This window comes from Streptomyces sp. NPDC048600 (assembly GCF_055587025.1).
In genome coordinates this window covers 1-26,987 of sequence record NZ_JBVJGZ010000021.1, presented here as the reverse complement: position 1 = coordinate 26,987, position 26,987 = coordinate 1, and the positions used below count along the sequence as shown (strand labels likewise).

Genomic DNA, 26,987 nt, shown 5'->3' with positions numbered 1-26,987 from the left:
CCGAGGAGAACAGTGACCACCCACATCGAATCGGAAGAACACAAAGCCCTCCGAGACGCAGTCGCCGCCCTCGGCAAACGCCACGGCCCCGACTACAACCGCGAACACCTCTGGGCAGAAGCCGGCAAACTGGGCTACCTGGGCGTCAACCTGCCGGAGGCATACGGCGGTGGAGGCGGCGGCATCACAGAACTCTCCATCGTCCTGGAGGAACTGGGAGCCGCGGGCTCACCCCTGCTCATGCTGGTGGTCAGCCCCGCGATCTGCGGCACCGTGATCGCCCGCTTCGGAACGGAGGCCCAGAAACAGCACTGGCTCCCGGCCCTCGCCGACGGCACGAAGACGATGGCCTTCGGCATCACCGAACCCGACGCGGGGTCCAACAGCCACCGCATCACGACGACCGCCCGCAGGGACCCCGCGTCGGGCGACTGGCTGCTCACCGGCCGCAAGGTGTTCGTCTCCGGCGTGGACATCGCGGACGCGACCCTCATCGTCGGCCGCACCGAGGACGCCCGCACGGGCAGCCTGAAGCCCTGCCTGTTCATCGTCCCCCGGGACGCCGAAGGCTTCCAGCGCCGCCATATCGACATGGAACTCCAGGCCGCGGAGAAGCAGTTCGAGCTGGTCCTCGACGACGTCCGGCTGCCCGCCGACGCCCTGGTCGGCGACGAGGACGCCGGGCTGCTCCAGCTCTTCGCCGGACTCAACCCCGAGCGGATCATGACGGCCGCGTTCGCGATCGGCATGGGCCGCCACGCGCTCGGCAAGGCCGTCGAGTACGCCCGCGACCGCACGGTGTGGAAGACGCCCATCGGTGCCCACCAGGCCATCGCCCACCCCCTCGCCCAGGCGCACATCGAGCTGGAGCTGGCCCGGCTGATGATGCAGAAGGCGGCCCACCTCTACGACGCCGGTGACGACATCGGCGCCGGAGAGGCCGCGAACATGGCCAAGTACGCGGCCGGAGAGGCCTGTGTGAAGGCCGTCGACCAGGCCGTGCACACCCTCGGCGGCAACGGCCTCACGCGCGAGTTCGGTCTCGCCCGATTGATAACCGCCGCACGCGTGGCTCGTATTGCTCCGGTGAGCCGGGAGATGATTCTCAACTACGTCTCCCACCAGACCCTGGGCCTGCCCAAGTCGTACTGACCGGTGCCGCGCCCAGCGAGGAGGAACCGTGTTCCGCAGCGAGTACGCAGACGTCCCGCCCGTAGAACTGCCCATCCACGAAGCGGTCCTGGGCCGGGCCGCCGAGTACGCAGACACGCCCGCGCTGATCGACGGCACGGACGGCACGACCATCACGTACGCCCAACTGGACCGGTTCCACCGGCGGATCGCCGCCGCGCTCGCCGAGGCGGGCGTGCGCAAGGGCGACGTCCTCGCCCTGCACAGCCCGAACACGGTCGCCTTCCCGACCGCGTTCTACGCCGCCACCCGGGCGGGTGCCTCGGTGACCACCGTGCACCCGCTCGCCACCGCGCAGGAGTTCGCCAAGCAGCTCGACGACAGCGCGGCCCGCTGGATCGTCACCGTCTCCCCGCTGCTGGAGACCGCCCGCCGGGCGGCCGAACTCGCGGGCGGGGTGAGAGAGATCTTCGTGTGCGACAGCGCGCCCGGGCACCGCTCGCTGCTCGACATGCTCACCTCCGAGGCGCCCGAGCCCGACGTCGCCGTCGACCCGGCCGAGGACGTCGCCGCCCTGCCCTACTCCTCCGGCACCACCGGCGTCCCCAAGGGCGTCATGCTCACCCACCGCCAGATCGCCACCAACCTCGCCCAGCTGGAACCGGCGATCGACGCCGAGCCCGGCGAACGCATCCTCGCGGTCCTGCCGTTCTTCCACATCTACGGCCTCACCGCGCTGATGAACGCACCCCTGCGGCAGGGCGCCACCGTCGTCGTGCTACCCCGCTTCGAGCTGGAGACCTTCCTCGCGGCGATCCAGAACCACCGCATCACCGGCCTGTACGTCGCCCCGCCGATCGTGCTCGCCCTGGCCAAGCACCCGGCGGTCGCGAAGTACGACCTGTCCTCGCTGAAGTACGTGGTCAGCGCGGCCGCCCCGCTGGACGCCGAGCTCGCCGCGGCCTGCTCCGCCCGGCTCGGCCTGCCACCCGTCGGGCAGGCGTACGGCATGACCGAGCTGTCGCCCGGCACCCATGTCGTCCCGTTGCACGCGATGGAACAGGCCCCGCCCGGCACGGTCGGCCGGCTCATCGCCGGCACCGAGATGCGGATCGTGTCCCTCGACGACCCGGGCAAGGACCTCGGCGCCGGCGAGACCGGCGAGATCCTGATCCGAGGCCCCCAGGTGATGAAGGGCTACCTCGGCCGCCCCGACGCCACCGCCGCGATGATCGACGGCGAGGGCTGGGTGCACACCGGCGACGTCGGCCGGGTCGACGAGGACGGCTGGCTGTTCGTCGTCGACCGGGTCAAGGAACTGATCAAGTACAAGGGCTACCAGGTCGCCCCCGCCGAGCTGGAGGCCCTGCTGCTCACCCACACCGGCATCGCCGACGCCGCCGTCATCGGTGCGTACGACGCCGACGGCAACGAGATACCGCACGCCCACGTCGTACGGCAGCCCGGCGCCGCCGGCCTCACCGAACAGGACGTCATGGCGTACGTCGGCGAACGGGTCGCCCCCTACAAGCGGGTCCGCCGGGTCACCTTCATCGACAGCGTGCCGCGGGCGGCCTCCGGGAAGATCCTGCGGCGAGAACTCAGGGAGCGCACGTGACACTGATCGGCCGTACCCGCACACGGGGAGTCGAGACACTGTCCCTCGACTCCCGGGCCACCCGCAACGCGCTCTCGGCCGCCCTGGTGGGCGAGCTCGCGGACGCGCTGCGGGACTGCGGCAAGGACGCCGAGGTGCGCGCGGTCGTCCTCACGCACTCCGGCAACACCTTCTGCGCGGGCGCCGACCTGCGCGACCCGCCCGACCCGGACGCGCTGGTCGCGCTGCTGCGGCAGATCGTCGAGCTGCCCAAGCCGGTCGTCGCCCGGGTCACCGGGCACGTCCGCGCGGGCGGCCTCGGCCTGCTGGGCTGCTGCGACATCGCGGCCGCCTCCGCCACGGCGAGTTTCGCCCTCACCGAGGTCCGCATCGGCGTCGCCCCGGCCGTCATCTCACTGCCGCTGCTGCCCCGCACCGAGCCGCGCGCCCTCGCCCGCTACGCCCTGACCGGCGAGCGCTTCGACGCCGCCGAGGCCGCGCGCATCGGCCTGCTCACCGTGGCGGGCGGGGACGGTGAGGACGGTGAGGATGTGGACGCCGTACTGGAGCCCGTCCTGGACGGGCTGCGGCGGTCCGCGCCCGAGGCCCTGGCGGAGACGAAACGGCTGCTCACGGCTAGGGTGCTGGCAGCATTCGACCGGGACGCGGCCCAGCTCACCGCGCTCTCGGCCCGGCTGTTCGCCTCCGCGCCCGCCCGCGAGGGGATGACGGCCTTCCTCGAACGACGGGATCCCCCATGGGTGCTGTGACGGCAGACGAACGTGTCGACCGCGCCGACCGTGTCCCCAAGCAGGACCGCAGCCGGGCCACCCGGCAGCGGCTCCTGGAGGCCGCCGTGGCCTGCCTCGCCGAGCACGGCTGGGCGGGCTCCACGGTGTCCGCGGTCGCCGAGCGCGCCGGTGTGTCCCGGGGCGCCGCCCAGCACCACTTCCCGACCCGCGAGGACCTTTTCACGGCCGCCGTCGAGTACGTCGCCGAGGAGCGGTCCACGGCCCTGCGCGACCTGTTCCCCGAGGGCCCGGGCGACCGGCGGGCGGTCGTCGCGGCCCTCGTCGGCCTCTACACCGGCCCCCTCTTCCGGGCCGCCCTGCATCTGTGGGTGGCCGCGTCCAACGAGGAGCAGCTACGCGGGCGGGTGACCGAGCTGGAGGGCCGCGTCGGCCGGGAGAGCCACCGGATAGCCGTGGAGCTGCTCGGCGCCGACGAGTCCCGGCCCGGAGTCCGCGAGACCGTCCAGGGGCTGCTGGACATGGCGCGGGGCCTGGGCCTGGCGAATCTCCTCACCGACGACGGGGCGCGGCGCGAGCGGGTCGTGGCGCAGTGGGCGGAGCTGCTGGACGAGGCGCTGGACTGAGGCCCGGCGGGCGGGCGTCCGGGGCATCCACCCCCTTCAGGAAGCGGGCTCAGGGCGCGGGCTCAGGCCGCGGGCTCAGGACACATGCTCAGGCCGCGGGCTCAGGGCGCGAGCCGCTCCACCTGCCAGCTGCCGTCCGGCCGGGCGTCGTAGCGCAGCCGGTCGTGCAGCCGGTTCTCGCGGCCCTGCCAGAACTCCACCGTGTGCGGGGCCACCCGGAAACCGCCCCAGTGCGGCGGCACCGGCACCTGCTCGCCCTCCGGGTAACGGGCCTCCAGCTCGGCGTAGGAGGCCTCCAGGTCGGCGCGGCCGGCGATCACCGAGGACTGCGTGCTGGCCCAGGCGCCGAGTTGCGAGCCGTGCGGGCGGCTGCGGAAGTACGCGGCCGTCTCGTCGCGCCCGGTGCGCCGGGCCACCCCCTGCACGATGACCTGCCGGGCCATCGGATGCCAGGGGAACAGCAGCGAGACGTGCGGGTTCCCGCCGAGGTCACGGCCCTTGCGGGAGTCGTAGTTGGTGTAGAAGACGAAGCCCTGTTCGTCGAAGTGCTTCAGCAGCACCGTCCGGGAGCTGGGCCGGCCCTCCGCGTCGACCGTGGACACGATCATCGCGTTCGGCTCGAACATGTGCGCCTCTACGGCGGCCTGCTTGAACCACCGCGCGAACTGCTCCACGGGCGTCGCGGCCAGATCGGTCTCGGCGAGCCCCTCCGTCCGGTACTGCTTGCGCATCGCGGCGGGATCGGGCATCGCGGGCACGGCGTCGGCGTCGGTCACGCGGCCATCTTCCCCCATGCGCCGCCCCGGCCGTAGGCACTTGCATGGCACTGAGTGCCGCGAAACCTCCCCGCCTCCGGCACCCGGGGATAAGGTGCTGGTGCCATCCTGGTTGGGTGACCGCCGACCGTACGGGGCATCACTGGGATGACAGCCAGGACCGCCAGTCCCCGCACGGACCGTGGATCCATCGGCGTCATCTCCCGAACGATCATGAGGAGCCGCATGATGTCGGACTTCGTACCCGGACTCGAAGGAGTCGTCGCGTTCGAAACGGAGATCGCCGAGCCGGACAAGGAGGGCGGCGCACTCCGCTACAGGGGCGTCGACATCGAGGATCTCGTCGGCCACGTCTCCTTCGGCAACGTATGGGGCCTGCTCGTCGACGGCGCCTTCAACCCCGGACTGCCGCCCGCCGAGCCCTTCCCGATTCCTGTGCACTCCGGCGACATCCGCGTGGACGTGCAGTCCGCGCTCGCCATGCTCGCCCCCGTCTGGGGCCTGAAACCCCTCCTGGACATCGACGCCGAACAGGCCCGCGAGGACCTCGCCCGCGCCGCCGTCATGGCCCTGTCCTACGTCGCCCAGTCCGCCCGCGGCCAGAGCCTGCCCATGGTCCCGCAGCGCCGCATCGACACGGCCCAGTCCGTCGTCGAACGCTTCATGATCCGCTGGCGCGGCGAACCCGACCCCAAGCACGTCGCCGCCGTCGACGCCTACTGGACGTCCGCCGCCGAGCACGGCATGAACGCCTCCACCTTCACCGCCCGTGTCATCGCCTCCACCGGAGCCGATGTCGCCGCCGCCCTCTCCGGAGCCGTCGGCGCCATGTCCGGCCCCCTGCACGGCGGCGCCCCCTCCCGCGTCCTGCACATGATCGAGGAGATCGAACGCACCGGCGACGCCGAGGCCTACGTCCGGCAGTCCCTCGACAAGGGCGAACGCCTCATGGGCTTCGGCCACCGTGTCTACCGGGCCGAGGACCCCCGCGCCCGCGTACTGCGCCGCACCGCGCGCGAACTGGGCGCACCCCGCTTCGAGGTCGCCGAGGCCCTGGAGAAGGCCGCCCTGGAAGAACTCCACAACCGCCGCCCCGACCGCGTCCTCGCGACGAACGTGGAGTTCTGGGCGGCCATCGTCCTCGACTTCGCCGAGGTCCCGGCCAGCATGTTCACCTCGATGTTCAGCTGCGCCCGGACCGCCGGCTGGTCCGCGCACATCCTGGAGCAGAAGCGGACGGGACGCCTGGTGCGCCCCTCCGCCCGCTACATCGGCCCCGGCCCGCGCAACCCGCGCGAGATCGAGGGCTACGGCGACATCGCCCACTGATCCCGTTCCCGCCACCGAGGCTGACCTCGTGCCCGGGACCGTGACCCCGCGCCTGAGGCCGTGACCCTGAAGGAACGTTTCTCAGGCCGGGGTCAGCAGCTCCGCGTGATGCCGCCTCGCCACCAGCGGATGGGCGCGGAGCTTGCCCTTGAGCTCGTTGTAGCCGTACTCCGCGAACAGCGGATTGGACGGGTCGGCCGAGACACCCGGCGCCGTGTCCGCGTAGGGGAACACCAGCGGCTCGACCCGGGCGTCCAGGCGCGGGTTGTAGAAGAACGGCACCGAGTACCGCTCGGTGGCACCGGGCGGCGAGACGACCCGGTGGTTGGTGGCCACCAGATAGCCGTTCGTGGCCACCTCCAGCAGCTCGCCCAGGTTCACCACGAACGCCCCCGGGATCGGCGGCACCTCGTGGAACAGCCCGTCCTCCCGCTGCACCTGGAGCCCGCCCACCTGGTCCTGGAGCAGCAGCGTCAGGAACCCGTAGTCCTTGTGCGCCCCCACGCCCTGGTCCGCCCCGTCCCCGGCGCTGCCCGGGTACCGGACCAGTTTCAGATGCGGGTGCGCGTGCTCGCCGAAGGCGTGGTCGTAGAAGTCCGGGGACGCCCCGATCGAGGCCAGCAGCTCGTGCAGCAGCTTCTCGGCGACCCCGCTCAGCCGCTCCACCCACCGCAGCGCGGCCGTCCGCAGCTCCGGCAGCGCCTCGGGCCACTGGTTCGGTCCCTGGAGCCACCAGTACGCGGGCTCGCCGGGGCCGGGCACGTGGGCGGGGCGCTCCGCCCCGATGTCGAGCTGGTCCCGCCAGTCCTGCCGCCCGCCGGTGCGCTCGTCGCCGGTGCGGGTGTAGCCGCGGAAGTGCGGCGAGTTCACGTTGTCGATCGCCAGCCGCTGCTCCTCCGGCAGCGCGAAGAACCGTCGCATCGCGGTCAGCAGCCGGTCGGTCTCCTCGCCGGTGACCCCGTGCCCCACCAGTTGGAAGAAGCCCACGTCGTGGGCAGCCCGGTGCAGCCGGGACCGCAGCCCGGCCCGCGCCTCGGGGCCGCCGTCGGCGGCGGAGAGATCGATGATCGGCAGTTGCTGGTACGACGGGTTCGTCGAGTCGTTCGTCATGAGATGCGTCCGCGGGTGTACGGGTCCCGGTCCCGCCGGGGGTGGGGCGGGTGCACGGGTGCCAACTGTGCAGGAGAGGTGGGCGAGGCCCGGGCGGCCCGGCGCTGCGGGACCGCGAGAGGGGAATGCGGAGAACGGGGGGCCGGAAGGCTCAGACCGAGCGTCGACAGCCCATGCTCGTGACGCGGAGGAAGTCCACGTGGCGGCGTCGAACGAGCGAAAGCATGTGCCCAGAGTACTGCGTGCCGAAGGATTCACAGGTGACGGGGGTCACTCGCCGTAGATCATCCGGCGGGGCGACGCAAACGACCCGCGAGTCGGGTCCTCCGGTAAGGAGGGCCGGCCGGACGTACCGGCGACTCGCGGGTCGGGTGACTGCGTTGGTTTGGCCGGCTGCGTGCACGACACACACGCTGGTCCGGCGCCGAACCGAGTTTGACGACGGGCCGCTAGCCCGCAGTCACCTCTTCCGTCCGGTATGCATACATCTGCCGAACCACCTCCTCTCCGAAGTGACAGCCACACTAGGAACCGATCGGCGCGGACTCAACCTCTTTTTTCGGAATCCTCGTGTGCCGGGAACGAGCGGGGCCGGCCGTCACTGCTCCGTCATCGTCACCAGCAGATTCGCCACCAGTGGGCTTCCGTCCGCCCGGCGCCAGGCCGCCGCGACCGTCGTGTGCGGGGCGGGCGGGGTCAGCGGGCGGTAGGCGACGCCCCTCAGGCGCAGACGGCGGATCGCGGCGGGTGCGAGGGAGACGCCGAGACCCGCCTCGACCAGGCCGCAGACCGTCTGCCACTCGACGGCGTGCTGGGCGACGCGTGGGGTGAATCCGGCCGCGGCGCAGGCACCGGCGAGGCGGTCGTACAGACCCGGGCCCGTCTCGCGCGGGAGGAGGACGAACGGCTCCTCGGCCAGGGCGGCCGGCGCGACCGTGCGGTGGCGGGCCAGCGGGTGGGCGATCGGGAGGACCGCGACCAGGGGCTCGGTCAGCAGCGTCCGGAAGCTCAGGCCGTCCCCGTCCCCGGGCGGCTCGCGGAGCAGGCCCACGTCGATCGTGCCCTCGCGCAGCGCGGTCAGCTGCGGGGCCGTGGTCATCTCACGGATGTCCAGCTCGACGCCCGGGAAGCGGTGGCGGTGGGCCCCCAGCAGCCCCGGCAGCACGGTCAGCGCCAGCGACGCCGAGAAGCCCACGCGCAGCCGGCCCGTCTGACCGGCGCCCACCGCGCGAGCGGCTGCCAGCCCCTCCGCGAGGCCGCTGAGCGCCTGCCGGGCCGCGGGCAGCAGCTCCCGGCCCGCGGGCGTCAGCGACACCGGCCCCGGCGGCCGGGTGAACAGCGGATGCCCCACCTTCTCCTCCAGCCTGCGGATCTGCTGGCTCAGCGGCGGCTGCGCGATGCCCAGCCGGGCCGCCGCGTGCCCGAAGTGGAGTTCCTCCGCGAGGACCACGAACGCGTGCAGCTGGGGAAGGGGCAGTTCCGGGCGCTCCATCCCGGGAGCATACGTCTGGGCGTATCAGATCTGTCTCCGATGCGTATTCGACGTATCGCCGCCGCTCGCCTAGCTTTCCGGCCATGACTGAGCGACGCGCCATCCTCGGCGGTTCACCGTTCGAGGAGCAGATCGGCTATGCCCGCGCCGTGGTCGACGGGGACCGGGTCCATGTGTCGGGGACGACCGGCTTCGACTACGCGACGATGACGATCTCCGACGACGTGGTGGAGCAGGCCGAACAGTGTCTGCGCAACATCGGGGACGCCCTGGCGCGGGCCGGGTGCGGGTTCCGGGACGTGGTCCGGGTGCGGTACCTGCTGCCCGAGCGGGAGGACTTCGAGCCGTGCTGGCCGGTGCTGCGCCGCTGTTTCGGGGAGGTGCGGCCGGCCGCCACGATGATGGTCTGCGGGCTGGCCGACCCCCGGATGCGGATCGAGATCGAGGTCTGCGCGCGCGTGCCGCAAACGCGTTGACGTCCGGGCGGCGCCCCCTGTTCGCTGGCCTGTGTGACTGATCTTCGTATCGAGACGGTGGACGGCGACGCCATGCTGCGGCAGTGGCAGCACGTCCACAACGTGATCGTGCCGCCCGCCGCGATGTCCCTGGACGAGGTCCGCGAACGCGCCGCCCGCCACCGGCTGTGCAACGCCTACGCCGGCGACGAGCTGGTCGGCTGCTCCACCGTGCGGGCGCCGGAGGGCGAGGAGCGGGCGGTGATGGTCATCGCGCGCGTGCTGCCCGGCCACCGCGGCCACGGCTACGGCACGGCCCTGTACGAGGACGGCCTCGCGCACGCGCGCGGGATCGGCGCCGGGGCGGTGGACACCTGTGTGCTGGCGGTGAACGAGGAGGGCCTCGCGTTCGCCCGTGCGCGGGGGTTCGCCGAGACCGAGCGCTACACGCTGGACGGCGAGAGCGACGTCTGGGTCGACCTGCGGCTGGCTCCCGCCGCAGACTAGAGGGAAGGGCCGCGGGATATCCGCCGTACAACGATTCCCCGGCAATCTTGCAGGAACCATATGTGGGCTGCGTCACGTTCGAGTTGAATGATGACCAGTGAGCAACCGACGCGCCGTTCGTGCGGACGCAGCCTGCTTGGGGGTCCAGGTGAGTGCTTCACGGCGTAGTGGGACCACGGACGAACTGGGGCCCGACGAGCCCGAGCAGCCGCAGCAGCCGGGTCAGCCGGAGCAGTCCCAACAGTCGGATCGCGACGGCTCGGACCTGCTCGCCGCGCTGCTGGACGGGATGGACGCGGCCCTGTGCGCCTTCGACGCGGACGGAGCCGTCACCCACTGGAACCGCGAGGCCGAGCGCATTCTCGGCTGGACCGCCTCCGAGGCGGTCGGCCGGCAGGGCCTCGCCGGCTGGGCCGTGCGCAGCGCGGACGCCGAGGAGGTCGAAGGCCGTCTGCTGTCGGCCATGAACGCCCCTGGACGTCAGGTGCACGAGTTCGCGCTGCTCACCAAGGACGGCGGCCGGGTCCTGGTGCGCACCCAGTCCGCGGCGGTCCGCGGCGCCGACGGCAGGCCCGCGGGCGTGTACTGCGCGTTCAGCGAGGTGCACGCGCAGATAGACCTGGAACGGTCCATCGCCCTGAGCGAGGCGCTGTTCGAGGACGCCTCCTGGGGCGTCGTCCTGGTGGACGCCGATCTGCGGCCCGCCGTCGTCAACGCCCACGCCGCCCGCGCGCTCGGCACGGGCCGTACGTCGGCGCTCGGACGTCCGCTCGGCGAACTGCTCGTGCAGGGCGTGGAGGAGCTGGAGAGCGCGCTCACGCATGTGCTGGCCGAGGGTGCCCCGCCCGCGCCCGCCGAGATCTGGGTGGGGGTGCGCACCCCCGACGGCGAACGGCGCCGCTGCTGGCGCTGCGGCTTCGTCCGCCTCGCCTCCCCGCTCGCCGAGGAGCCCGTCCCGCTGGGCGTGGGCTGGCTGTTCCAGGACGTCACGGAGGCCAGACAGGGCGAACAGGAGGCCTCCCTGCTGCGCTTCCGCGGCAACCAGCTGCACCGGGCCGCCCGCGCGGCCGCCGAGTGCGAGGACCCGACCGAGGCGGCCACCGTCCATCTGGACTTCGCCCTCGCCGGGTTCGCCGACCACGCGCTGATCGACCGCGTCGCGGGCGGTACGGCTCCCGAGGGCGAGAGCGCAGCGCCGGTACGGCTGGTGCGGCTCGCCGCGACCCCCTCGGGCGCGCCCGGCCCGAGCCTTCTCGCGGGCCGCGCCGGGCTTCCGGTCCGCTACCCCGAGGGCCACCCGGCCCTCAGCTGCGTCGACCGCGCGAGCACCGTGCGCGCCGGGGTCGGCTCGGTGCCGCCCGAGCAGGCCCGTGAGTGGGCGCTGACCCGACAGTGGCCCGGCGACGCCGTCCACGCCCTGTGCGCGGTCCTGCGCAGCCGGGGGCGCACCCTGGGCGTCGTGACCTTCCTGCGCGGCGCGGGCCGCACCTCGTTCGAACGCGCCGACGCCTCCTACGCCGAGGACGTCGCCGTACGGATCGCGGCGGCACTGGATCTGGCGGGGCTGGTGGGGCGGGAGTAGCGGTCCCGCCCGCCCGCACCCGGCCGGCGCTCCGGACCCGGTACGGCCGCCCCCTCGCCTCACTGCCGGTAGAAGATCCGGTCCCGGTACTCCTCCATCACGCGGCTGTTCCACTCGTGGCCCCCGTCGACGTTGCCCGAGCGCAGCAGGGGCGGTTCGATGCCGCGGGCCGCGAGGGTGCCGGCGGCGGTGGCCATGACGGCCTGGAGGAGGGCGGTGGTGACGACGGTGGAGGCGGGGGCGAAGGGGGCGGGGACGGTGTCCAGGGTGAGTTCGGCGTCGCCGACGGGGATCTTGGAGTCGAGGACGAGGTCGCAGTGGTCCTTGAGGAAGGTGCCGGAGCTGTGCCGCGAGGTCGTCTCGGCGGTGTAGGCGACGGAGGTCACGCCGATGACGCGCACGCCGAGCTCGCGGGCGTGCAGGGCCATCTCGACGGGCAGCGCGTTGCGCCCGGAGAGCGAGATGATCACGAGCGCGTCGCCGGCCCGCAGCGGGGAGCAGTCCAGGACGGCGCTCGCGAGGCCGTCGACGCGTTCCAGCGCGGAGCCGAGGGGTGCGGGCATCACGTCGACGCCGACCACGCCGGGCACGGTGAGCAGGTTCATCAGCGCGAGGCCGCCCGCTCTGTATACGACGTCCTGGGCGGCCAGCGAGGAGTGCCCGGCGCCGAAGGCGAAGAGACGGCCGCCGTCCGCGACGGTGTCGGCGAGGAGGGTGCCCGCGTCCGCGATCGCCTCGGCCTCCTCGTCGCGGACCCGGCGCAGCAGGCCGATCGCGGCGTCGAAGTACTGGTCGGCCAGCTTGCTGTCGCCCATGCAGAGCCCCTTCGCTCCTCGCGGTGCCCGGCGCGTGCCCGGCGGTTCCCGCTTCCGGCGGTGCCTGTGTCGCGGATCACCGTGCGGTCTGGACCACTGGGATGTCAATACGGCCGTCCGGTCGGTGCGCCGGTCCGGTTCAGGTGTTTGCTGCGGGTTTGCCCCGCACTCGGCCGGGAGCGGTTCCGGCCAGGGGGCGGCCCCCGTCGGCCGGTCCCGGGTCGAGGGCGGGTCGGGGCTTACCCGCGCGTAACAGTCGCGTTCCGCCGGCGCGGCCCGGTTGTCAGTGGGATCCGGCAGAATTGAATCCTGGGCCAGCGCATGGGCCGGAGACCGTTCGAGCCTCCGGCAGATCTCACCGAGGGGCACGTATGTCCGGACTGATCGACACCACGGAGATGTACCTCCGCACCATCCTGGAGCTGGAGGAGGAAGGTGTTGTCCCCATGCGCGCCCGTATCGCCGAGCGATTGGACCAGAGCGGTCCGACGGTCAGTCAGACGGTCGCGCGGATGGAGCGCGACGGTCTGGTGTCCGTGGCGAGCGACCGGCATCTGGAGCTGACCGACGAGGGCCGCCGGCTGGCCACGCGGGTGATGCGCAAGCACCGCCTCGCCGAGTGTCTGCTGGTCGACGTGATCGGCCTGGAGTGGGAGCAGGTCCACGCGGAGGCCTGCCGCTGGGAGCACGTGATGAGCGAGGCCGTGGAGCGCCGCGTGCTGGAGCTGCTGCGCCACCCCACCGAGTCGCCGTACGGCAACCCGATCCCGGGTCTGGAGGAGCTGGGCGAGAAGGACGGCGCCGACCCGTTCCTGGACGAGAGCATGGTCTCGCTGGCCGAGCTGGAGCCGGGCGCGGACGGCATCACGGTCGTGGTGCGCCGGATCGGCGAGCCCATCCAGACGGACGCGCAGCTGATGTACACGCTGCGGCGGGCGGGTGTGCAGCCCGGTTCGGTCGTGAGCGTGACCGAGTCCGCGGGCGGTGTGCTGGTGGGCAGCAGCGGCGAGGCGGCCGAGCTGGAGGCGGACGTCGCCTCCCACGTCTTCGTCGCCAAGCGCTGACGCGGCCGAGTGCCGGCGTCGGCGAGCGCGGCCCGGGGCTGCGGCGCCCGGCGGTGGCTCCGGGGCGGGAGAGCCCTTGCGGTGTCCCTCGCTCGTGGCGATTCCCGGACCGGCTCCGGCGAATCGCAGACGTGCGGCGTCGCGCGTGCCAGGCTTTGGCGGTGGGGCATATGACCGGGAGGGGCAGGCGGATGTGCCGAGAGCGTGGGGAGGGCCCCGGCGCCGTGCGGCGCCGGGGCCTGTCCTCCCCGGTGTCGACCCGGAGCCCCGAGCTCTCAGGGTCGTTCCCCTCGGACCGGTTTCCCCGAGCGGTCCGCCTCCCGCTGAAGATCTCCCCCGGGGGGCGGCGATCATTCCTCGGGCGATGTCACTCGAATGAGGGGTGTTCCCCGCGAAGACCGCGTTTTCGAATAGGGGTTCGATAGTCTGCGAGCGCGGCGGACGGCCCGAGGGGCCCCGCGGCACACCGGGGTACGGCACCCGCACGACAGGTCCGTACGACACCGGCACGACGAGTACCTACGACACGGGTACGGCCGCAGCGGCAGCGTGGCCCGGCGACACGGCCAGCAGCACACGGCGGTACCGGGGCGGCGCGGACGCGGATCGGGCGGACGCGTGGCCCGGCGGCAGCGGGCGGTCCGAGCGGAGCTTGGGGGGTGCCAGAACGAATGGCGCGGCGCATCGATGTGACCGGAACGGGCGGCGTACGTCTCGCGGCCTGGGAGTTCGGCGACCCTCCCAAGCCCGGAGACCCGTCGGCCGCGGCCGGTGACCCGCACACCGCGGAGCCCGGCGCTCCGGGTGTGCTGTTACTGCACGGCCTGATGGGCCGCGCCTCGCACTGGGCGTCCACCGCCCGCTGGCTCTCCGAGCGCCACCGTGCCGTGGCGCTCGACCAGCGAGGCCACGGCCAGAGCGACAAGCCCCCGCAGGCCGCCTTCACCCGTGAGGCCTACGTCGAGGACGCCGAGGCCGCCCTCGAACAGCTGGGCCTCGGCCCGGCCGTGCTCATCGGCCACGCCATGGGGGCGCTGACCGCCTGGCAGCTCGCCGCCAAACGCCCCGATCTGGTCCGCGCCCTGATCATCTGCGACATGCGGGCCTCCGCGCTCGGCGCGGCCTCGCAGCGTGAGTGGTCCGACTGGTTCCGGGCCTGGCCCGTTCCCTTCGCCACCCTGGCCGACGTACGCAAGTGGTTCGGCGAGGACGACCCGTGGGTGGAGCGGCCGAACCGCGCACGGGGCGCGTTCTACGCCGAGGTCATGCAGGAGTCGCCCGACGGATGGCGGCCCGTGTTCGAACCCGAGCAGATGCTGCAGTCCCGCGAGACGTGGGTGTACGACGCCCACTGGGAGGAACTGGCCCAGGTCCGCTGCCCCGCGCTCGTCGTCCGCGGCCTGGACGGCGAACTGGGCCGTGCCGAGGCGCAGGAGATGGTCCGGGTCCTGCCGCGCGGCCAGTACGCGGAGGTCGCCGAGGCCGGCCATCTCGTCCACTACGACCGACCCGAGGCATGGCGCGTGGTCGTCGAGCCTTTCCTGGAGGGCGTGCTGACGCCGTGACGGCCCGGGGCGGCGCCCCGCAGGACGTCAAGGCCGTGCCCGGAGGCCGTCACGCCCTCTCGATCCCCTCGACGCAGCGCAGCACCGCCGCCACCGCCGCCCGGTGCGCGGGGAGTTCGAGCCGGATGGCGAGCGCGGGGTCACGGGCCCCGGCCAGGATCTCCCCGAGGACCGGGGCGAGCGGGGCGTGGGAGGGGTCCGCGCGGAGGCCCGCCAGGTTCTCGCGGGTGACCTCGGAGGTCTCGCCGTATCCGGTGGCGGCGGCCGCCAGGTTGCCCAGCGCCAGCCCCAGGTGCATCACCGGCCACAGTTCCGCCGCCACGTCCGTGCCGCCGTGCAGCGCGGCCAGGGCGCGGGCGGCGACCGGCTCGTCGAGCGGCCCCAGCCCGGCGGCCACGGCCGGATCGCGCTCCCCGTCGAGCAGCCGCCGCAGCACCGCGGCGGGCGGGGCGAACCGCTCGTCCAGCTCGCCCCAGCGGTGCAGATGCTGACGCAGCTTCACCCGGGCCGCCGTGTTGCCGCGTTCGGCGGCCAGCAGCGCCCCGAGGGCGGGCTCCCAGACCAGCAGCCACACCAGCCCCGCGGCGACGGCCGCCCCGCCCGCCGCAGGCCCCGTCCCCGCCGCCTCCCGCGCCTGACGGACCAGGCCCGCCAGCGTCTCCGCGACCCGTTCCCCGTCCGGGCACAGCCGGGTCAGCAGCCGGTCCAGGGCCACCCCGGGCACCTCGGCGACCCGCTCGCACAGCTCCCGCGGACCGGCGGGCAGGGGCGTGGCGGCCGGGCCGAAGACCCGGACGTCGTTCACCACCGCGCCCAGCGCGTCGGCGGTCCGCCCGCCCGTGAGCAGGCCGAGCAGCGCGCCGGCGAGGTGGTGCGCGGCGGCGCCCGCCGCGTCCCGGGCGTGGGCGTGCAGATAGGAGCCGTGGTTGACGTGGCTGACGGCGATCGCGGCGGGGTAGCCGCCGCGGTAGGCGTAGCGCAGACAGTCGCGGCCCCGGGCCAGCGCGAGCGACCCGCGGCCGCGGGCGTGCTCGACGGTGGCGAGCGCGCCGAACACCTCGCCCAGGTGCAGTACGTCCTGCGCGGCCTCGAACACCTCCCGGCACGTCTGGAGCAGCGTCAGCGCCTCGGCCGCCCGGCCCAGGCGCAGAAGCGGGGTGTACGCCGGGAACCGCGCCTGCGCCAGATCGGTGCCGGGCGCGCCCCGGCCCGCCTTCACCGCGCACAGCTCGGCGTTGAACTCCAGTGCCGTGTTCCACCGTTCGGCCTCGATCGCCGCGCGCTGCCCGGTGTCGCAGAACTCCTCCCAGACCCGCCACCACACCGTCCCGTCCGCCGACCGGGACTCCGGGTCGCGCGGCAGCGCGGCCATCCGGCCGCGCAGTGCGGCCGCCTCCGTCAGCACCCGCGCCGCCGATCCGCGCTCCACCAGCACGCGCAGCCGGTGCACCTCGCCGACCAGCCCCGCCCAGCCGGTGAGCCCGGCCGCGCGGGCGTGGGCGATCTCGGCGTCGGCGAAGTCCAGGGCCTCGTCGAGCCGTCCGGTGCGCAGACACAGCCCGGCGAGCTGGCCTGCCGCCGACGAGGCCGCCGCCGTGTCCTCACGCGCCCGCGCCCGCGACAGCGCGGTACGGGCCATCCGTTCGGCCGTCGCCGGGTCGGTCGCCCACAGGACCTCCGCCAGGGCGTCCGTCGGCGGGGCCGTGCCGTCGCCCGACGCGGCACGGGCCGCGATCCGGCGCAGCACCGGCAGCACCCGCGCCACCGTCGGCCGTGAGTCGTCGCGCCGCAGCACGGCCTGCAGCAGCGCCTCCGCGCCCTGGGCCAGACCGGTCCTGAGCAGATACGGCGCCGCGGACAGGCCCGCCCTCGCCAGCACGGGCCCGGCCGCCGACGCCCCCTGCGCAGCGGTGCCCTCGCGCTGCCAGGCCATCTCGAAGACCCGCGTCCAGTAGCCGGCCATCCGCTCGTCGACGAGTCGGCGGAAGTCCGCCCCGGCCCCCTGCCGCCCCTGGTCCGCCACGGCGGCCTGGATGTCGTACGGCGCCGTCGGGCGGGGGGTGAGCAGGCCCTGGGCGGAGAGGGCCGCCAGGGCGGCGGGGACGGGCTCGGCGGGGTGGCCGAGCCGGGCGCGCAGGTCGGGCCAGTTGTGCTCGACGCAGGCGTCGACGCGGTCGGCCTCCTCCAGGCAGCACAGGAAGCGGAACAGATCGGCGTGGGCGGGGGAGAGGCCCGTGGTGATGCTCTCGGTCCAGGCGGCCAGCACCCGCAGATGGTCGGTGTCGTCGGACGAGCCGGGTGCGCCGGTGAAGAAGCCCTCGGGCAGCCCGCCGCGCTCGGACCAGGCCCGGTCCGCCGTACCCAGCAGGGTCCGCAGCCGTGCCGGTTCGGCGGCCTGGGCGTCGGCGAGCTCCAGCAGCCGGGGGTGGCCCCGGGTGACCTCCAGCAGACCGGTGACCAGGCGCCGCCCGGCGTCCGCGGTCACCCCGGGCGCCCGGCCGTCGGCCAGCGCGGCCAGCCGGGGCAGCTCACGGGCCAGCAGCAGTGCCTCGTCGGAGGTGAGCAGTTCGACGGGGGCCGTGGGCAGGCCGGTGTCCGGCGGGCGGACGCGGGAGGTGAGCAGGGTGCGGCCGGGGCCGGGATGCGAGGCCAGGGCGGCCGTCACCGCCGCCCAGCGCGTGTCGCGCCAGGAGCCGTCCTCGGCGAGCAGCGCGTCGAGGTGGTCGACGACCAGCAGCACCCGGCGCGTGGCCAGCCGGCCGGCGAGGGCCTCGGCGAAGCGTGCCGTGCCGGCCTCGTCGTCCGCCGGGTGCGGGCAGGGCAGGCCCGCCGACTCCAGGGCGAGCGCGAACCGCGCGAGGACGTCCGGCGCGTCGGCGTCCGGGCCGCGCGGCTCCGGCACCTTGAACCACACGACCGTCTCGAAGGTGTGCCCGTGTGTCTCGGCCAGCTCCCGCGCGCACGCCGTCTTCCCCGCCCCCGGCATCCCGTGCAGGACCGCCCCGCGGTGCCCGCCGCCGGGCGCGAGCAGGGTGCTGAGCCGGGCCATCAGGGCGACCCGGCCGACGAAACGGCCGGGCAGGGGCGGCAGCGCGGTGCCGGCCGCGGGTGCCGACGGGGGCAGCGCGGTGCCGGCCGCCGGTACCCGCGGGGGGTGCGTGGCGGGGCGCCGGGCCGCCGCCAGGCGCAGGGTCGCCGCACGCCGTCCGAACAGCGCCGGGGTGGCGGCCGACAGGGCCGGTCCGTGGAGCGCGGAGGTACCGGTGAGCGCCCCGGCGAGCGCGCGCGGCAGCGGCAGCCCCTCCACGACCAGCCGCCGGTACAGCTCCTCGGCCAGCGCGACGGCGAACCCGTCGGCCACCGGGTACCGCATCGCCAGCACCGCGCAGTCCAGCCGCGCCACCAGTTCCCCGGCGAGCGCCCCGACGTCCGGCGCGTCCGCCCCGGCTCCCCCGGTGGCACCTGGGGTCCCCGCTTCCGCGGCGGTGTCCAACGGCACCCCGAGCACCCCGCGCTGCTCCCGTGCCGTGAGCGCCGCCGACCAGCAGGAGGACAGGGTCACCAGCCCGACGCGGCGGGCCGTGGCGAGCAGTTCGGCGAGTTCGGCGGCGGTGACCAGGTCCGGGTGCCCGCTGTCGGTCTCCAGCAGCAGCCGGCCGGGGCCGCCGTGGCCGGAGACATGGACGATGTCCCAGCCGCCGGGTTCGGCGAGCACGGCCCGCAGCCGCTCCCGGCTCACCCCGTACTGAAGGGCCCGTACCTCCACAGCGAGGTCCGTCCCGGCGAACAGGGCGGTGAGCGCGGCGCGTTCGCGGCGCAGGTTCAGCGCCCGGCTGCCCTCGGGCAGGCTGAACAGGGCCAGCATCCGCAGCGGTGCGGCGCCCGCCCCGGCGGGGTCCGGGCCGGCCGGGCCCACCTGCATCACCAGGGTGACGTCCTGGAGCGCCAGCGCCCGCCCCCGCACATGGGCCAGCTCCAGCGGCGCGAACAGCAGCCTGCGCGCGGCGGGCAGGCGGGCGGGGACGACGACCCGTACGACGGCCGGGGCGGCGGCGAGCAGCACTGGCCCCACGGGGCCGAGCACCCGCGCGCCGGTCCACTCGCCGACCTCCCGCACGATCTCCCGCTCGCGCGCCGCCCGCCGGTCCGGCGGGGCGTGCCGGCGCAGATGCCCGGCGAGGTCCCAGAACGCCTCGTACTCGGGCGAGGAGACGTCCAGCCGTACGTCGTGCCGGGCCAGGACCTCTCCGGTGTCCCCGGACAGCTCCCAGCTCCAGCGGCCGGGGCCGGTGAAGTCGCGTACCTCCAGACGCAGTCGGCGCACGGCTCAGAAGCCGAACCGCTGCCGCAGCTGCCGGAGCCGGCGCACCGCCCCCTCCACCTGCCCGCGGGCCGGATGGCCGCGCGGCAGTCCGCGAAGCCCCCGCTCGTACATCTCGTGCGCCTCGATCAGATGGTTCAGCTGCCCGTTCTGCGCCAGCGAGAACAGCACCCCGCCGAGGTTGACCAGCCGTGCCGCGTGCATCGGATCGTCCGGCGGGGTCGCGGCGAGGGCGGCCCTGGCGTGCCGTACGGCCTCGTCCAGGACGGCCGGGTCGGGGTACTTGCGGGCGCGCCGCAGCAGGGAGTTGGCGAGGTTGGACTCGATGCCCGCACGCTCGGCGTGGTCGCCGGGCAGCAGGTCGAGGCAGGCCCGGTACAGGACGATCGCCTCGTCGATGTCCTGCTGCCGGCCGCCCTGGTCGAAGGACTCCTGGAGTGAGGTGGCCAGTGCCGACATGTGCCGGGGCAGGTTCTCGTCACCGGGCGGCGAGTCCTCCACCGACCGCCGCCCGTACTCCAGCGACCGTTCCAGCAGCCGTGTGTCGCGCTCGTGCTCCCAGCGCAGCCGGTGCAGCATGCACAGCGCCGACAGCGCGGAGGCGTGCCGGAGGTCCTCGGCCGGGTACAGCCCGGCGGCCGTCTCGGCGGCCTGCGCGGCCCGGACCAGCTGGGCGGGGTCGCCGGTGCGGCCGTACTCCAGCCGCAGCCGGTCGGCGAGGGCGAGCGGTTCCTCGCCCGACGCAGGGGGCGCGGCCGCCCCCTGCCGCGCCGTGCCGTCCCCGCCCGATCTGCGGAACCATCTGGCCACGCCGACCCCCCGGTCACTGTCGTCCCCTTACCCGCGTGCGTACGCACGGTGTACCCAACGAGAGCCGGGATCAGGCGAGTTGATTCACCCCTTGCTCACCGCCGCCAGGATCTCGGGCAGCCGCCGGGCGGTGCGCGGCGCGGCCAGCCGCAGCCCGAGAAGGGCGAGCCCGGCCCCGTACGCCGTGCCGACGGGCAGCAGAAGCCACAGCAGGTCGTCGCCGTCGGCGCTCACATGCAGCCAGATGGTGGCGGCGATGACGGGGGAGCACAGCAGGGCCGCCGCGACCATGCCGCCGAAGACGGAGATCCAGGCGAGCCCGGCCTGGCCGGGCGCGACGTTCTTGTAGCCCTCCTGCGGGATGGAGTACGGGAACGAGGCGGAGGTCCAGGCCCCGGTCGCCAGCATCGCGCCGAGCAGCGCGAAGGACAGCCCCAGCACCTCGGGCAGCGACTCCCAGTCGCCGAGCAGGGCCGTCGTCACCACCGTCACCAGCGCCGCGTACGGCACGGTGATCACCATCAGCGCCAGGGCCCGCGCGCGCAGCTCGGCGTAGGCGTCCCGGGTGGAGGAGATGGTCGTCGCGACCATCCAGAACGCGGAGGTGTCCTGCCCGAACTGGTTGTACATCTGGATGCCGAGCATCCCGGCGGCGAAGCAGGCGAAGTAGATCGAGCCGGTGCCCTGGAGCGCGTTGAACACGGGCACGATCAGTCCGATGGCGAGCGAGGTCACCCAGGCGGCCTTGGTCTTGGGGTCGCGCCAGATGTAGCGCAGGCTGCGTTCCATGACCGTGCCGGTGCGCCCGCCCGGCAGCAGCCGGGCCAGGCCGGTGGAGGGGCGGGCGCGCGGGCCGGGGTCGGCGGCCTGGAGGGTGGAGCCGTCCGGGGCGGTCATCAGCCGGGTCAGATGCCGTGCCCACACCGCGAGCGCGGCCACCACCGCCGCCGCGCTGACCGCGAGCTGCGCGGCGGCGGTTCCGTAGTCCCCGTCGCTCACCGAGTGCACCGCGCCGACGGCCGAGGCGGGCGGCACCCAGCGCAGTACGTCGGCGAACGGGTCGAGCTGTCCGAGACCGCCCGAACCGAGGCGCTGGACACCGAAGTTGACCAGCTGGGCGCCGACGGCGATCACCAGACCGCTGAGCACGGCGAGATCGCGGCCCTTGCGGCTGCTCAGCAGCCGGATGTTGGCGGCGGCCACGGCCCGCGCGAGGGCCACGCACACCAGCAGCACCAGCGCCACCGCCACCACTCCGACCGCGACCGCGGCGCCGCCGTGCGCGACCGCGATCACCGAGCCGACGGCCAGGCACAGGGTGAACAGGGGCCCTGTCCCGACCAGCGAGGCCACCAGCAGCGCCCGCACCAGCGGCATCGGCCGCAGCGGCAGCATCACCAGCCGGGTCGGGTCCAGCGTCTCGTCGCCGCCGGGGAAGAACAGCGGCATCACGGCCCAGCCGAGCCCCAGCACGGCGGTCAGCAGCACCACCACGGCGTCCGCGTGCGCGGTGTCCCGCAGCAGGATCAGCCCGATCAGCTGGGCCACCGCGAAGAGCAGTGCGAACACGGCCGAGAGCACATAGGCGGCCAGCCGTCCTCCGGACTGCCGCAGCCCGTTGCGCAGCAGGGACAGCTTCAGCCGGACGAAGGTGGAGGTGAGGGACGTCATCGGGCGCCGCCGCCGAGCCAGTCGAGATCGCTGCCGGTGTCCCGGACGCCCGCGCCGACCAGTTCCAGGAAGGCCTGCTGGAGGGTGGGCGCCGCGCCCCGCACCTCGGCCAGCGTCCCGTGGGCGCGGATCCGCCCGGCGGCCATCACGGCCACCCAGTCGCACAGCGACTCCACCAGCTCCATCACGTGCGAGGAGAACACCACGGTCGCGCCGGAGGCGGTGTACCGCTCCAGCACACCGCGGATGGTCTGCGCCGACACCGGGTCGACGCCCTCGAACGGCTCGTCCAGGAACAGCACTTCGGGGTTGTGCAGCAGCGCGGCCGCCAGCCCGATCTTCTTGCGCATACCGGTCGAGTAGTCGACCACCAGCTTGTGCTGGGCCCCGGCCAGGTCGAGCACGTCCAGCAGCTGCGCGGCCCGCTTGTCCACCTCGCCACCGGGCAGCCCCCGCAGCCGCCCGGTGTACGCCAGCAGTTCCCGCCCCGACAGCCGCTCGAACAGCCGCAGCCCCTCGGGCAGCACCCCGATGCGGGCCTTCACCTCGACGGGATCGCGCCACACGTCGTGCCCGACGACCTCGACCGACCCCTGATCCGGCCGCAGCAGCCCGGTCACCATGGAGAGGGTCGTGGTCTTGCCGGCCCCATTGGGCCCCACCAGCCCGATGAACCGCCCGGCCGGCAGCTCCAGATCGATCCCCCCGACAGCCACCTGCTGCCCGAACCGCTTCCAGAGCCCCCGCACCACAACAGCGTTCTTGGTCATACCGAAACCCTAGGCCCGCCCCCAAGTGACGCACGGCCCCCCGCAACCCTTCGGAGACGCGAGGAACGACGCGCCTCTTGGGGGCGCGGGGAACTGCGCAATCTTTTCAAGGGGCGCGAGGAACTGCGCAGGCTTTCAGGGGCGCGGGGAACGGCGCAATCCTTGAAGGGGCGCGGGGAACTGCGCGACCAGCCACGACGGCGAGCAGGCCGGACGACGACAGCAGCCCCGCAGACGGGGACCCGCTACCGATCCCGCCCACACGCATACGCAAGCGGCGAGATCAACTCCTCCGCATCCGGCAACCACCGATTGGCGGGCGTAGGCCGGCACGCCCACTGCACAGCCCCCCGAGACCCGAACCGCGTAGGCGGCGCAGCCACATACGCCCCCTCGCCCAACGCCACCAGATCCAGCGAAGACGGCGCCCACCCCAACTTCCGCACCAGGTCGGGGACCTTCACCGAAGCCCCCGGCAGCACGAAGAAGTGCATACGCCGGTCCGGCGTCAAGGTCACCGGCCCCAGGGTGAGTTCCATCCGCTCCATCCGCGCCAGCGCCAGGAACCCGGCCGTCTCCGGGACGGAGAGCGCGTCGAAGGTCCGTCCGGTCGGCAGCAGGATCGCGGCGTTCGGCTGCTTCTGCCACATCCGGCGGGCGACGGTCGCGCTGCCCGTCGCCTGCGTCGCCCAGTCCGGGCGCGTGGGGTGCGCGCCGGGCGCCTCGCACTCCGGCTGCCCGCAGGAGCAGCGCTGCACCCCGTCCACGGCATCCAGCCAGGCGCCGGGGAACACGTCCCAGTGGCGTTCCTCGGCGTAGCGTACGGCTGTCTCCAGCAGTGATTCCCCGCGCTGCTGAGGAAGCTGTGCGGTTTCGGTGCCCTGGATCGTCTCTTCCACGCTCATCACAACTCCAGCCTCCACCACGGGTTACGGGCGCGCCCGCGCGCGGACGAGGAGCATCGATTCGTCGTCCGGGGCGCACGGGTGCACAGGTGGGGGCGCGCGGGAGGAACGGGGGAGCGGGCCGGGTAGTCACCCGGGGTCGGCTTGCGCCCCATCCCCGGCAATCCTGGCATGCCTCGCATTTTCGGTATGTCCGCTGGGCATCGATCTTCCCGGCCGGAACTTTTCGGAGCATGAGCCAGTGCGTCCGATCCGCGTTCGGTTCTGAACAGACACGTCCATCGGTGCACGGGCAGGCACCGCAGCCACAGGGGGTCAGGACCATGGCCGCAAGGCCTCTCGTCGCGCGGCAGCCGAACGAACGGCTGCAGGCGCTCATCCAGGAAGCGGGCTGCTCGAACGCCGGGCTGGCCCGCCGGGTCAACATGTGCGGGGCCGAGCACGGCCTCGACCTGCGCTACGACAAGACGTCCGTGGCCCGCTGGCTGCGCGGACAGCAGCCGCGCGGGCGCGCCCCGGCGATCATCGCCGAGGCGCTGGGACGCAAACTCGGCCGTGCGGTCACGATCGACGAGATCGGCATGGCCAACGGCAAGAACCTCGCCTCCGGAGTGGGTCTCCAGTTCTCGCCGACGGTACTGGGAGCCATCGAGCAGGTGTGTGAGCTGTGGCGCAGCGACGTGGGCCGGCGGGACTTCCTGTCCGGGTCCTCCGTCGCCGCGTCCGCGCTGGTGGAGCCCAGCCGCGACTGGCTGATCTCCTCGCCGGACGCGCAGGTGTCGCGCTCGGCGGGACCGCGGGTGGGCGTCTCCGACGTGGCCGCCGTACGGGCCATGACGCAGGCGCTGACCGATCTCGACCACCAGTACGGCAGCGGGCACGTCCGGCCCGTCGTCGTGCACTACCTCAACAGCGTGGTCTCCGGGCTGCTGGCCGGGTCCTACCGGGAGGCGGTGGGCCGCGAGCTGTTCGCGGCCGTGGCCCGGCTCACCGAACTCGCCGGGTACATGGCCGTCGACACCGGCCAGCCGGGCCTCGCCCAGCGCTACTACATCCAGGCGCTGCGGCTCGCGCAGGCGGCGGGCGACCGGGGCTACGGCGGCTATGTGCTGGCCGCGTCCATGAGCCACCTCGCCGCGCAGCTCGGAAACCCGCGCGAGATCGCGCAGTTGGCGCGGGCGGCGCAGGAAGGGGCGCGCGGCATCGTGACCCCGCGCGCGGAGGCGATGTTCCTCGCCGCCGAGGCCCGCGGCCACGCGCTGCTGGGCGACGTACGCGCGGCGCAGGCGGCGTCCTCGCGGGCGCTGACGGCGATGGAGCGGGCGGACCCGGACTCCGGGGACGACCCGGCGTGGATCGCGCACTTCGACGAGGCGTATCTCGCCGACGAGTTGGCGCACTGCCACCGCGACCTCGGCCAGCCCGAGGCGGCCGCCCGCTACGCCGAGCAGTCCCTGGCCGGGCATCCGCACAAGCGGGCCCGCCGCCGGGCCATCGGCTATGTGCTGCTCGCCACAGCGCAGGTGCAGCAGCGTGAGATCGAACAGGCCTGTGCCACGGGCCTGAAGGCGGTGGAGATCCTGGAGACCCTGCGCTCCAACCGCGGCGCCGAGTATCTGGAGGACTTCCAGCAGCGGCTGGAGCCCTACCGGGACGAGGCGGTGGTGCGGGAGTTCGGGGCGCGGCTGGATCTCCAGCAGGCGGCCTGAGTGCGTGTAACCGACGTCACAGGAAGGGAGATCGACGCCTGAGCTGCGTGGCATGCGGCTCGGGGGACCCGGTAGCGTGAGCCGACGATTCCGAAGGTCCCCCATTCGTAGGAGTCCCGGTGACGCAGAGTGGACAGGGCGAGGAGCCCTCGGCGCGACCCGCGCACGAAGGCGTCGTGCTGCCCTCCGACGGCGGTGCGCCGCTGCTGCCGGGCGGTCCGACGGCGACGCCACCCGGCGGTCAGGCCTGGGGCACGCCCTGGGGGCCCGAGGCCCAGCAGAGCCCGGCCCCCGGCCGGCCCTCCTGGCCGCAGCCGACCGACCAGCAGTGGGGCGCCGCGGACCAGGGCGCCTGGCCCGGCGCGCAGCAGGGCACCGCGCCGCCCGTGCCCGGTGCCCAGCCGCCCGGTTCCGCCCCGGCGGCGCCGTCGGCCGGCCCGCTCCCGCCGGAGGCCCCGGCCACAGCGTCGTACGGCTACCCGCAGGACGGGTACGGCGGTACGCCGGAGGCCCCGGCCGCACCGTCGTACGGCTACCCGCAGGACGGATACGGGGCTCCGAGCCCGCAGGGCGGGATACACGGTCCGCAGGGCGGGATACACGGCCCGCAGGGCGGGATACACGGTCCGCAGGGCGGGACGTACGGCGGCTCGCCGCTGCCTCCCGCGGCCGACGACGCCACCCGCTACATACCCCCGGTCGCCCCGGTCGCTCCCGGCGGTGACGACGGGGCGACTCAATACATCCCGCCCGTGGCGGCGGCCGCGCCCGCCGTGGACGAGGGCGCGACGCAGTACATCCCGCCGGTCACCCCGGGCGCGCTCCCGCCGGAGACGCCCGGCGCCTCCTACGGCGCCCCCGCCGCCCCGCAGGGCTCGTACGGCGGTCCCGCCGGGGCGTACGGCGGCGCGGTGCCCGAGGCGCCCGCGGAGACCACGACGTTCCTCGGGACGGGTCCCGGGGCGGCGGGTCCCGGTGCGGGCGGCCGGGCTCCGGCCGGTGCCGACGCCGAGGCCACCCAGTACATCCCGCCGGTGCCCGCGGGCGGCGACCGGCAGCCGCCCGCCGAGTTCGCCGGTCTCTTCCGCGACGAGCAGGGCCCGTCCGGCGCCACGCAGCAGATGCCGCGCGTGCCGGCGCCGCAGGGCGGCTACGCCCCGCAGCAGCAGTACGACCGCCACGGCGGCGGGGGACACGGTTCGCCCTACCCGGGCGAGGGCCGGCGCGACGACGGCGGCCGCGGCCGTGGCTCGGGCACCGGTTCGCGGGTGCCCGTGATCGCGGCGGTCGGCATCGGCATCGCGGTCCTCGGCATCGGCGCGGGCGCGCTGATGGGCAGCGACGGCGGCGGTGACGACGACACCAAGAACGTCTCCGCCTCCACCCCGGCGACCGCCGAGAGCTCCTCGCCCTCCGCCTCGGCCTCCCCGTCCGACGACCCGGCCGAGGCGCAGGCCGGGGAGCTCGACAAGCTGCTGGCCGACAGCGGCAACAGCCGGGCCTCGGTGATCAACGCGGTGGCGAACGTGCGCGCCTGCAACGACCTCGGCAAGGCCGCCCAGGACCTGCGGGCCGCGGCCCAGCAGCGCAACGGCCTGGTGACCCGGCTGGAGGGCCTCGCCGTCGACCAGCTGCCCGGCAACGGCGAGCTGAAGACGGCGCTGACGAACGCGTGGAAGGCGTCCGCGTCGGCCGACGACCACTACGCGGCGTGGGCGGACCAGGTGGCCGGGAACAAGAAGAAGTTCTGCCGCGGCGGCACGGCCCGTTCCACCGGCCAGACGCAGGCGGGCGACCGCGCGAGCGGCACGGCCACCACGGAGAAGGGCAAGGCCGCGGGGCTGTGGAACACCATCGCCGACAAGTTCGGCCTGACCCGGCGCGAGCCGACCCAGCTGTGACACGCGCGCGGGGGGGGGGGGGGGGGGGGGGGGGGGGGGGGGGGGGGGGGGGGGGGGGGGGGGGGGGGGGGGGGGGGGGGGGGGGTGTGGGGGGGGGTGTCG

The 26,987-nt window shown here is 74.2% G+C and carries 21 protein-coding genes; 12 read left to right on the top strand and 9 right to left on the bottom strand.

The window, feature by feature from the left end; translation table 11 throughout:
- Positions 1 to 12: 12 nt before the first annotated feature.
- The 4 genes from ACZ6SQ_RS25885 to ACZ6SQ_RS25870 are packed head-to-tail and all read left to right on the top strand — an operon-like array spanning position 13 to position 4,103.
- Entirely contained in the window at positions 13 to 1,152 is a 1,140-nt protein-coding gene (locus ACZ6SQ_RS25885; RefSeq protein WP_469566072.1) for an acyl-CoA dehydrogenase family protein, read from the top strand.
- Positions 1,153 to 1,180: 28 nt separating this feature from the next.
- On the top strand, positions 1,181 to 2,749 hold the full coding sequence (locus tag ACZ6SQ_RS25880) for a 4-coumarate--CoA ligase family protein (protein ID WP_469566070.1): 1,569 nt from the start codon (positions 1,181 to 1,183) through the stop codon (positions 2,747 to 2,749).
- Complete coding sequence (locus tag ACZ6SQ_RS25875) at positions 2,746 to 3,498, top strand: enoyl-CoA hydratase family protein (protein ID WP_469566068.1); 753 nt, start codon at positions 2,746 to 2,748, stop codon at positions 3,496 to 3,498. The genes ACZ6SQ_RS25880 and ACZ6SQ_RS25875 overlap by 4 nt, the downstream gene beginning before the upstream one ends.
- The gene (locus tag ACZ6SQ_RS25870) at positions 3,486 to 4,103 is read left to right on the top strand and encodes a TetR/AcrR family transcriptional regulator (protein WP_386377664.1); all 618 of its coding nucleotides are present in this window, start codon (positions 3,486 to 3,488) and stop codon (positions 4,101 to 4,103) included. The genes ACZ6SQ_RS25875 and ACZ6SQ_RS25870 overlap by 13 nt, the downstream gene beginning before the upstream one ends.
- Before the next feature lie 101 nt (positions 4,104 to 4,204).
- Here the strand turns inward: ACZ6SQ_RS25870 and pdxH are convergent, their stop codons facing one another.
- Complete coding sequence (gene pdxH, locus ACZ6SQ_RS25865; protein ID WP_469566065.1) at positions 4,205 to 4,879, bottom strand: pyridoxamine 5'-phosphate oxidase; 675 nt, start codon at positions 4,877 to 4,879, stop codon at positions 4,205 to 4,207.
- A 228-nt stretch (positions 4,880 to 5,107) separates the two neighbouring features.
- Here pdxH and ACZ6SQ_RS25860 point away from each other — a divergent pair, with 228 nt between their 5' ends.
- Positions 5,108 to 6,208, top strand: a complete 1,101-nt coding sequence (locus ACZ6SQ_RS25860; protein ID WP_469566064.1) for a citrate synthase 2 — start codon at positions 5,108 to 5,110, stop codon at positions 6,206 to 6,208.
- Between the two features lie 81 nt (positions 6,209 to 6,289).
- On the opposite strand, the gene ACZ6SQ_RS25855 is transcribed toward ACZ6SQ_RS25860, so the two are convergent.
- Positions 6,290 to 7,318 carry an isopenicillin N synthase family dioxygenase gene (locus ACZ6SQ_RS25855; RefSeq protein ID WP_469566062.1) on the bottom strand — a complete coding sequence of 343 codons (1,029 nt, stop codon included), beginning with the start codon at positions 7,316 to 7,318 and terminating at the stop codon, positions 6,290 to 6,292.
- A 598-nt stretch (positions 7,319 to 7,916) separates the two neighbouring features.
- Positions 7,917 to 8,810 carry a LysR family transcriptional regulator gene (locus ACZ6SQ_RS25850; RefSeq protein ID WP_469566060.1) on the bottom strand — a complete coding sequence of 298 codons (894 nt, stop codon included), beginning with the start codon at positions 8,808 to 8,810 and terminating at the stop codon, positions 7,917 to 7,919.
- Between the two features lie 83 nt (positions 8,811 to 8,893).
- Between ACZ6SQ_RS25850 and ACZ6SQ_RS25845 the strand changes: the two genes are divergently transcribed.
- The 3 genes from ACZ6SQ_RS25845 to ACZ6SQ_RS25835 all read left to right on the top strand — a co-directional run bounded on the left by ACZ6SQ_RS25845 (position 8,894) and on the right by ACZ6SQ_RS25835 (position 11,354).
- Positions 8,894 to 9,286 (top strand): RidA family protein, encoded by a 393-nt coding sequence (locus tag ACZ6SQ_RS25845; protein ID WP_386377659.1) that lies wholly within the window; start codon positions 8,894 to 8,896, stop codon positions 9,284 to 9,286.
- Positions 9,287 to 9,319: 33 nt separating this feature from the next.
- A complete protein-coding gene (locus tag ACZ6SQ_RS25840) occupies positions 9,320 to 9,772 on the top strand; it encodes a GNAT family N-acetyltransferase (protein WP_469566058.1) in 453 nt (150 codons plus the stop codon).
- A gap of 148 nt (positions 9,773 to 9,920) precedes the next feature.
- Positions 9,921 to 11,354 carry a PAS domain-containing protein gene (locus ACZ6SQ_RS25835; protein ID WP_469566056.1) on the top strand — a complete coding sequence of 478 codons (1,434 nt, stop codon included), beginning with the start codon at positions 9,921 to 9,923 and terminating at the stop codon, positions 11,352 to 11,354.
- 59 nt (positions 11,355 to 11,413) lie between these two features.
- Here ACZ6SQ_RS25835 and ACZ6SQ_RS25830 read toward each other — a convergent pair whose 3' ends face one another.
- The gene (locus ACZ6SQ_RS25830; protein WP_469566054.1) at positions 11,414 to 12,169 is read right to left on the bottom strand and encodes an SIS domain-containing protein; all 756 of its coding nucleotides are present in this window, start codon (positions 12,167 to 12,169) and stop codon (positions 11,414 to 11,416) included.
- Positions 12,170 to 12,540: 371 nt separating this feature from the next.
- On the opposite strand from ACZ6SQ_RS25830, the gene ACZ6SQ_RS25825 reads away from it, so the two are divergent.
- Both ACZ6SQ_RS25825 and ACZ6SQ_RS25820 read left to right on the top strand, forming a co-directional pair.
- Positions 12,541 to 13,233 (top strand): metal-dependent transcriptional regulator, encoded by a 693-nt coding sequence (locus tag ACZ6SQ_RS25825; protein WP_386377653.1) that lies wholly within the window; start codon positions 12,541 to 12,543, stop codon positions 13,231 to 13,233.
- Positions 13,234 to 13,904: 671 nt separating this feature from the next.
- Positions 13,905 to 14,798, top strand: coding sequence for an alpha/beta fold hydrolase (locus ACZ6SQ_RS25820; protein ID WP_469566052.1), 894 nt, complete (start codon positions 13,905 to 13,907; stop codon positions 14,796 to 14,798).
- Positions 14,799 to 14,847: 49 nt separating this feature from the next.
- On the opposite strand, the gene ACZ6SQ_RS25815 is transcribed toward ACZ6SQ_RS25820, so the two are convergent.
- The 5 genes from ACZ6SQ_RS25815 to ACZ6SQ_RS25795 form a co-directional block, all read right to left on the bottom strand.
- Positions 14,848 to 19,122 (bottom strand): CHAT domain-containing protein, encoded by a 4,275-nt coding sequence (locus ACZ6SQ_RS25815; RefSeq protein ID WP_469566050.1) that lies wholly within the window; start codon positions 19,120 to 19,122, stop codon positions 14,848 to 14,850.
- 3 nt (positions 19,123 to 19,125) lie between these two features.
- Positions 19,126 to 19,929, bottom strand: a complete 804-nt coding sequence (locus tag ACZ6SQ_RS25810) for a hypothetical protein (protein WP_469566048.1) — start codon at positions 19,927 to 19,929, stop codon at positions 19,126 to 19,128.
- Between the two features lie 84 nt (positions 19,930 to 20,013).
- Positions 20,014 to 21,600 carry a transporter gene (locus tag ACZ6SQ_RS25805; RefSeq protein WP_469566046.1) on the bottom strand — a complete coding sequence of 529 codons (1,587 nt, stop codon included), beginning with the start codon at positions 21,598 to 21,600 and terminating at the stop codon, positions 20,014 to 20,016.
- The gene (locus tag ACZ6SQ_RS25800; protein WP_469566044.1) at positions 21,597 to 22,370 is read right to left on the bottom strand and encodes an ABC transporter ATP-binding protein; all 774 of its coding nucleotides are present in this window, start codon (positions 22,368 to 22,370) and stop codon (positions 21,597 to 21,599) included. Before ACZ6SQ_RS25800 ends, ACZ6SQ_RS25805 begins: the two co-directional genes overlap by 4 nt.
- A 245-nt stretch (positions 22,371 to 22,615) precedes the next feature.
- A complete protein-coding gene (locus ACZ6SQ_RS25795) occupies positions 22,616 to 23,278 on the bottom strand; it encodes a bifunctional DNA primase/polymerase (RefSeq protein WP_469566041.1) in 663 nt (220 codons plus the stop codon).
- A 320-nt stretch (positions 23,279 to 23,598) separates the two neighbouring features.
- Between ACZ6SQ_RS25795 and ACZ6SQ_RS25790 the strand changes: the two genes are divergently transcribed.
- Together ACZ6SQ_RS25790 and ACZ6SQ_RS25785 are read left to right on the top strand one after the other, a co-directional pair.
- Positions 23,599 to 24,984 carry a transcriptional regulator gene (locus ACZ6SQ_RS25790; protein WP_469566039.1) on the top strand — a complete coding sequence of 462 codons (1,386 nt, stop codon included), beginning with the start codon at positions 23,599 to 23,601 and terminating at the stop codon, positions 24,982 to 24,984.
- Positions 24,985 to 25,103: 119 nt separating this feature from the next.
- The gene (locus tag ACZ6SQ_RS25785; RefSeq protein ID WP_469566038.1) at positions 25,104 to 26,885 is read left to right on the top strand and encodes a DNA polymerase III subunit gamma/tau domain-containing protein; all 1,782 of its coding nucleotides are present in this window, start codon (positions 25,104 to 25,106) and stop codon (positions 26,883 to 26,885) included.
- Positions 26,886 to 26,987 lie beyond the last annotated feature (102 nt).

Excerpts from the sequence above, each read along its gene's own strand:
- ACZ6SQ_RS25870 (WP_386377664.1), top strand. The coding sequence starts at position 3,486 with ATGGGTGCTGTGACGGCAGACGAACGTGTCGACCGCGCCGACCGTGTC.
- ACZ6SQ_RS25860 (WP_469566064.1), top strand. The coding sequence starts at position 5,108 with ATGTCGGACTTCGTACCCGGACTCGAAGGAGTCGTCGCGTTCGAAACG.
- ACZ6SQ_RS25855 (WP_469566062.1), bottom strand. The coding sequence starts at position 7,318 with ATGACGAACGACTCGACGAACCCGTCGTACCAGCAACTGCCGATCATC.
- ACZ6SQ_RS25850 (WP_469566060.1), bottom strand. The coding sequence starts at position 8,810 with ATGGAGCGCCCGGAACTGCCCCTTCCCCAGCTGCACGCGTTCGTGGTC.
- ACZ6SQ_RS25845 (WP_386377659.1), top strand. The coding sequence starts at position 8,894 with ATGACTGAGCGACGCGCCATCCTCGGCGGTTCACCGTTCGAGGAGCAG.
- ACZ6SQ_RS25830 (WP_469566054.1), bottom strand. The coding sequence starts at position 12,169 with ATGGGCGACAGCAAGCTGGCCGACCAGTACTTCGACGCCGCGATCGGC.
- ACZ6SQ_RS25825 (WP_386377653.1), top strand. The coding sequence starts at position 12,541 with ATGTCCGGACTGATCGACACCACGGAGATGTACCTCCGCACCATCCTG.
- ACZ6SQ_RS25820 (WP_469566052.1), top strand. The coding sequence starts at position 13,905 with ATGGCGCGGCGCATCGATGTGACCGGAACGGGCGGCGTACGTCTCGCG.
- ACZ6SQ_RS25805 (WP_469566046.1), bottom strand. The coding sequence starts at position 21,600 with ATGACGTCCCTCACCTCCACCTTCGTCCGGCTGAAGCTGTCCCTGCTG.
- ACZ6SQ_RS25800 (WP_469566044.1), bottom strand. The coding sequence starts at position 22,370 with ATGACCAAGAACGCTGTTGTGGTGCGGGGGCTCTGGAAGCGGTTCGGG.
- ACZ6SQ_RS25790 (WP_469566039.1), top strand. The coding sequence starts at position 23,599 with ATGGCCGCAAGGCCTCTCGTCGCGCGGCAGCCGAACGAACGGCTGCAG.